Raw genomic sequence first — 6224 nt, 5'->3', positions numbered from 1 at the left:
CAATGTCTTAACTTAATGACATTGCCAAGCATCAGCTTGGGCTTTTTTAGCAAGTTTTTGTAAGGAAGAAGGTCCCCGCGGCCAAAAAGGACAAAGTGTATATTTTCACATAGCCTGTTTTAGGCCCGGGATAAAATTTGTGAATTGTTAGCAATATTAGTGACTGGCACCGGAAGTTGCTTCTGGCTTAGGAGCCGGAGCATGGCTGGCGCTGGTAACAACGTCAACGGCGTAGTTGTCGGCATTGTCAGCAGCTGCCGTACCAGCCACGAAACCGGAAGCGTAGGACCAGGAGTTCATCATTGACGGCATTGAGTCCTTGCCGTTGGCCCCGCCAACCAGTTCGCCGGCAGCGTAGAAGTTGGCAACTGGCTTAAGGTCGTTGTCCAAAAGCTGCATGTCCTTAGTGGCTTCGTAGCCGCCCATGGTGGTGCAGAAACGGAGCTTTTGTTCAATGACGTAGTAAGTGTCGCCTTCCAGTTCGTGGAGGAACTTAGCGTCGCGGCCGAATTCCGGATCGCGGCCTGCCTTGGCATATTCCTGGTAGTGGTCGAAGGTTTCCTTCAAGTTGCCGTAGTCGATGCCGGCCTTTTGCGCTACAGTGGCCAGGTCGCCCTTGACCAGAACCGGGCTCTTCTTGCCGTCATTAGCAAAGAAGCCTTGGACTTCTTCAGCGGTGAAGCCGTACTTAAGCATCAGTTCATAGTAGCGGTCCCAGATCCGCTGGTCCATCAAGACAAAGCAGATCTTGTCCTTTTCATTGGCGATCGCGTCACGGAAGTGGGTGTAAGGCAGGCTTTCGTTGACCACCCGCTTGCCGGCCCGGTTGACAAAAATTGCCCCCATGTCGCTGGCTGCCTTGGTTGAGTAAGTAGTCAATTTGGCAATGCCAGGTTCAACTTCCAAGCCGTGCGGGTAAACCTTGTACCAGTCCAGGTTCCGGGTAACCAGGTTCATGCCCTTGGCAAAGCCGAAGTAGTCACCAGTTGAGGTCATTGGCCCGTAGTAAGGAATGTCAGTCTTGTGTTCCTTGAAGTCCTTGGCCCCCCAGCCGCCGGCGGCCAGAACCAGAGACTTGAAGTTGACCGTGGTGGTTTGGTGCTTGCCTTCAGCAACCAGGCTGGTCAAGACGCCGGCCGGGCTCTTCTTCACTTCTTCAACCCGGGCGTCGGTCAACAGGATCCCGCCCTTGGCCTTGAAGGCGTTGGCTACCTTGGTCACGACTTCGTAGAAGCTTTGGCTTGGCATTTCCACTTGCCGGTTAACGCTGTGTTCAATGGTCTGGGTTTCCGCTTTTTGGTAAGTCAAGCCCGCGAAGTCAGTGATAAAGTCGATGGCCTTGCCGATGTTGTCAGCCAGCAGGTGGGACATTTCAGGGTAGTTGGTCCCCCGGCATTCTCTGGTAATATCGTCAAAAAGGCGTTGGGCTGAGTCTTCTTCAGCTGCAGAGCCAAAGAGCTTCTTGGCCAGTTTTGACCCGGTAGCCGTTACGTTGGACCCGTTCAAGATGGAAGCCCCGCCGACATAGCCGTTCTTTTCCAAAACGACGACCTTCTTGCCCATGGACAAGGCCCGGCAGGCAGCAATGAGGCCGGCCATACCGGAGCCGACAACAGCCACGTCAACGTCTAAAGTAACAGCCTTGTGGCTTCTGTCAACTGGCCGGGGAGCTGGCATGAGACCTGCTTCATCCAGCGCCTTTTGGCCGGATTCCAGGATGGCCTTGGTCATGATGGTTGCCCCGGAAACAGCGTCAACGTTGAAGCTGTTGGCAGCCAGAACGTTGTCGCGGAGCTGGCCGAAGGCCTGGTTGAAGACAGCCTTGGTTTCTGAGCTCTTGGTTACCTTGATGTCGGCAATTTCCCGGTTTTCGATTTCAATGTCAAAGTCGATTTCCCCGTTACGGCCTTGTGCTTGCGCTTTAAGTGTTTCTTTACTCATGAGATCTTCTCCTGCTAATTATTTTTCTACAATCGCTTTCATTATAAAAAGACCAGTTACTTAAAAAAATAAGTCCCGGCCTTTTTATTAATAGATCGTCTTTATTGAAAATAATGTATTAATCAGCCTTACCCTGCTTCTTCTGGTCAACCCGCTTGACTACGAAGGCCAAAGCCGTGCCGACCAGCATATTGGCCACGTTCAAAAGCAGGATCAAACGCGGGGCAGCCGCGCCGGTCCGGGCCGTAATGGAAGCCGCCAGCTGGATGATGGCAAAGTTGGCGAAGGCTGAGAAGAAGCCCCCCCAAGACTGGACGGTGGCCTTCATGTCCGGGTACATCTGGCCCAGGACACTTTGGCCCAGCTGGTAAAGACCGCTGGCCGCGAAGAAGCCGACCGCCAGGCTGGTCAGGTAGAGGATTTGCGGGGCATTGATGAAGTAGGCCAAAAGCAAGCCAGCCGCGCTGAGCAGGGGGTACCAGATCAAGATGTCGATTTCCTTGACCCCTTTTTTAATAATAAAGGAGTTGAAAAGGACGGCAATTGAGGCCCCAACCGCGTAGACTGACTGCAAGGAGCTGGGGTTGGCAATCCCGTAGGACTTGGCCAGTTCCTGGTAGGTGTTGATCCAGAGCAGGAAGGCAGCCGTGGAGGTGAAGCCCATCAAAACCAGGCTCCAGACGCCCAGGTTGAAGTCGTGCTTGGCTTTTTCCTGCTTTTTCGGGCCAGTGACCTGGTCTGGGTAAGGTGAAAAGGCCAGAATCAAGGCCATGACGATGTACAAAATGCCGGCCAGCATGAAGACGGTCCGGTAGCCTGAACCCAGGGCCGTCCCCAGCAAAATAGCTAAAGGCAGGCAGAATTGGCCGATGTTGATGGCAAACTTAGACATGAGGCCTGCTACTGAGGCACTTTCTGGAAAGATTTCCATCAAGGCCGGGAAGTTGGACGCGTTCAAGAAGGAATTGGCGATCCCGCCCAGGATCCCGATGATGTAGGCAACCGCAAAATTCGGGGCATAAAGCAGGCCGATATAGTAGATAGCCCACAATAAGTGGCCGATGACGGCTGAGGCCCGGCGGCCAAAGTGGTCTGAAATAGGGCCAGTGATCAAGATGGAGACGATCCCCCCGATCCCAACCGCGCTGACCACGCTCAAGACTCCGGAAATTGAGGAATGCCAGAGGCTGGCAAACTGGGGCTTGAACTGGGCCAAAAGGGACATCCCGATCCCCATCATAAAGTATGAAAAGTAGACCGTGCTGGCCGTAGCGGCGTACTGGTGCTTCTTAACTGACATTGCTTTCACTCCTTTTGTTATTTTTCTCACTTAATTTCAGTATACAGTAAACCGCTTACATTTTATAATAGAATTCTCATTTTTATTAATAGGTTTATTTGATTAAAAAACAGTTTATCGCCGTCAAATTATGATTAGAGAAAATCTATTGGAATGTTGGTGATCAATAGAGTAAAATTGTGATACTTAAACAGCAGACAAATTTTTATGCGAGGTATCTCTTGGATATTTGTAATTCTCATTTCTCACTTCATGTTTTTCTGTCTTTCTTCAAACCGAAAGCCAGGTCTGGCTTTGACCCCCTTCCCCGCCGGCTGGCGGCCTTGACCTTTGGCCTGGTCTTGAATGCTTTTGGCAACGGGATCACCATTTCCAGCAATATCGGCACGGCTCCCTGGGGGGCGTCGGAGGTCAACCTGACCCATATTTTCCATACCAGCATTGCCCTGGCCATGTTTTTGACCGGCTTTTTGGTAGCCGTCATCAACCAGCTGCTTATGCGGCGCTTTGACCTGCCCCGTTTCCTGGGCGAAGTCGTCTTTATCACCTGCTTCAGCTACTTCATCAACTTGTTCACCAGCCTCTTTTCCGCCCTTGGCCTGCCGGACCTGCCTTTGCCTTGGCGGCTGGTAGCCGGGCTTTTGGGCATCATGACCCTGGGCTGCTCCATTTCCCTTTACCAAAGGGCAAATTTGATCATGCACCCGAATGACGACACGACCAACATCCTCCGCTTCATGTATTGCAAGAATAAGGTAGTCCGGGCCCAGCTGATCAACTTCAGCGTTCCGCTTTTGCTTACCGGCATCTGCTGGCTGGCAACGGGCAAAGTCTATGCCGTCAATATCGGCACCCTCCTTTGCCTTCTGATCAACGGGCCGATGATTGCCCTGGCTGACCAGCATCTTTGGCATAATCTCCACCACAATATTGCCCTGCCGAAGGCCATCAGCGACCGGGCTGAGTAATTAAATAACGATTGTTTTGCAAGAGTCCTTGACAATCTTAAGAAAAACGCAAATAATTGTTACCGATACAAAATAAGTAATGTCCGTGAGCATTAATTTTGGAGGTACAAGTTAATAATGGATAATACCAGCTCAATGTCCACTAACCAAAAGTGGGTTTTGGCCTCCATGTCTTCCGGCTTCCTGCTGGAAAACATGGACGTCATGTTCCTGTCTTTCTCCCTGTCGGAAATCATCGCGCAGATGCACATCAGCTCCGCGGCCGGCGGCTGGATCGGAACCTTTACCAACCTCGGAATGTTCTTCGGTGGCGCGCTCTTTGGGCTGCTAGGAGATCGTATCGGCCGGGTCAAGACTTTCAGCTATACGATCTTTCTTTTTGCCATCGCGACTGGCTTAACCTACTTTGCCCACAACATCACCGCCCTTTACGCTCTCCGCTTCTTAGCCGGGATCGGGGCCGGCGGTGAATACGGGGTCGGAATTGCCTTGATCGCGGAAAACTTCCAGGCTAATCAAATCGGCCGGGCCAGCTCGGTGGCGGCCGTGGGTGGCCAAATCGGCTCTATCGTGGCCGCTCTTCTGGCCGCCTGGATCATTCCGGCTTACGGCTGGAACACCCTCTTCCTCTTTGGGGTAGTGCCGGTTGTCTTGACCTACTTTGTCCGCCGCCACGTCAAGGAAAGCGACGAATTTTTGGCAGCTCACAAGAAGGCGGAAGAAACGAGTGAAAAGATCTCCTTCGGCCGCTTGTTTGAGACGCCCCGCCTAGCTTTGCAGACCCTGGGCTTGATGCTGATGACGATCGTGCAGATTGCCGGCTACTTTGGCTTGATGAACTGGCTGCCGTCAATCGTGCAGAAGAAGCAGGGCCTGTCAGTTTCCGGCTCTTCTTACTGGATGATCGCTACTATCATCGGGATGAGCATTGGGATGATGGTCTTCGGGACGATCATGGACAAGATCGGTCCACGCTGGGCCTTCGGCATCTTCCTTTTGGGCAGCGCGGTCGTGGTCTTTGCCATCGTCAACGTGACCAGCTACTGGGCCATGCTTTTAGCCGGAGCCTTGACCGGCTTCTTCTCCAACGGGATGTTTGGCGGCTACGGGGCGGTAATCAGCCAGCTCTACCCGACTGAAATCCGGTCCACGGCTAACAACTTGATCATGAACACCGGCCGGGCCATCGGGGGCTTCTCTTCCGTCATCATCGGCGCCTTGATGGACCACTACAACCTGTACGTGGTTATGGGCTTCTTGTCCGCCCTCTACATCATCAGCTTCCTGGTCATGATCAGCCTGCCAGGCCTTAGGGAAATCCAGGCCAAGAAGCGGGCAGCTTAAGGCTGGAAAGACAAAAGCAAGAAAACAAGCAAACTAAAAAACAAGATTTAAATATTTACCATGTCACGGCTTCAGCTCTGCTGGAGCCGTTTTTCTTTAGCTAGCTGTTTTTTCTGAAAGTTGACCAAGTCACAAGCTTAATTTTTTGCAGTTTTCATTTTTCTCCAACCGCTTACAAATAGCTCACTTTTTTAATAATCAAAAAAGTGAGCTATTTTTTTGATTATTAGCATAAACAGTAGTACTATATTCTTCGAAAGTTATGCGGCTAGTTATTTTTCTCATTTTTTCTCCTTCAGTCGTTATAATTTTCGGTACTACTGACAGGTGGCGATCCGAGCATGCCACCGGTTGGTGTAGCTCTTAACAGGTTCATGAGCAGCCCAGTTGCCATGCTTTTGCTTTTCTATTATGTTACTTGTTTTTTTATAGGCAAGGGCCGGCTCTGAACTCAGATATGTATTTCAACATTTTTCGGTTCCTGTCTCTTACAGACAGACAAACTTATTTTTTCCTTACTCATCACATGCGGCGCCTCTACTCCTATCACTAACAGGCGCCGCCAAGCAAACTACTTTGTCGTAGCAAGCTTAAGTTTTATCACATCACATCACATCACATTTCTAAGAAACGCAGTCCTCTGGGCAATGTCATTAAGTTAAGGCATTGAC

Annotated in this window: 4 protein-coding genes; 2 read left to right on the top strand and 2 right to left on the bottom strand. The window is 51.2% G+C overall.

Annotation, left to right across the window (positions count from 1 at the left end; all coding sequences use genetic code 11):
• Positions 1-156: 156 nt before the first annotated feature.
• Positions 157-1941, bottom strand: a complete 1785-nt coding sequence (locus HMPREF3168_RS06125; RefSeq protein WP_070489148.1) for an FAD-dependent oxidoreductase — start codon at positions 1939-1941, stop codon at positions 157-159.
• A 118-nt stretch (positions 1942-2059) separates the two neighbouring features.
• Complete coding sequence (locus HMPREF3168_RS06120; protein ID WP_070489145.1) at positions 2060-3241, bottom strand: MFS transporter; 1182 nt, start codon at positions 3239-3241, stop codon at positions 2060-2062.
• A 221-nt stretch (positions 3242-3462) separates the two neighbouring features.
• Between HMPREF3168_RS06120 and HMPREF3168_RS06115 the strand changes: the two genes are divergently transcribed.
• Positions 3463-4209, top strand: coding sequence for a YczE/YyaS/YitT family protein (locus HMPREF3168_RS06115; RefSeq protein ID WP_246825691.1), 747 nt, complete (start codon positions 3463-3465; stop codon positions 4207-4209).
• 117 nt (positions 4210-4326) lie between these two features.
• A complete protein-coding gene (locus tag HMPREF3168_RS06110; RefSeq protein ID WP_070489142.1) occupies positions 4327-5553 on the top strand; it encodes an MFS transporter in 1227 nt (408 codons plus the stop codon).
• Positions 5554-6224 lie beyond the last annotated feature (671 nt).

Origin of the sequence: Lactobacillus sp. HMSC08B12 (assembly GCF_001808415.1) — a bacterium.
GTDB lineage: Bacteria > Bacillota > Bacilli > Lactobacillales > Lactobacillaceae > Lactobacillus > Lactobacillus delbrueckii.
Note: the sequence above shows the minus strand (reverse complement) of the source record. Positions and strands in the feature narration are given on the sequence as shown.

What these genes read in the sequence shown, in the direction of transcription:
- HMPREF3168_RS06125 (WP_070489148.1), bottom strand. Translation starts at nt 1,941, where the DNA reads ATGAGTAAAGAAACACTTAAAGCGCAAGCACAAGGCCGTAACGGGGAA.
- HMPREF3168_RS06120 (WP_070489145.1), bottom strand. Translation starts at nt 3,241, where the DNA reads ATGTCAGTTAAGAAGCACCAGTACGCCGCTACGGCCAGCACGGTCTAC.
- HMPREF3168_RS06110 (WP_070489142.1), top strand. Translation starts at nt 4,327, where the DNA reads ATGGATAATACCAGCTCAATGTCCACTAACCAAAAGTGGGTTTTGGCC.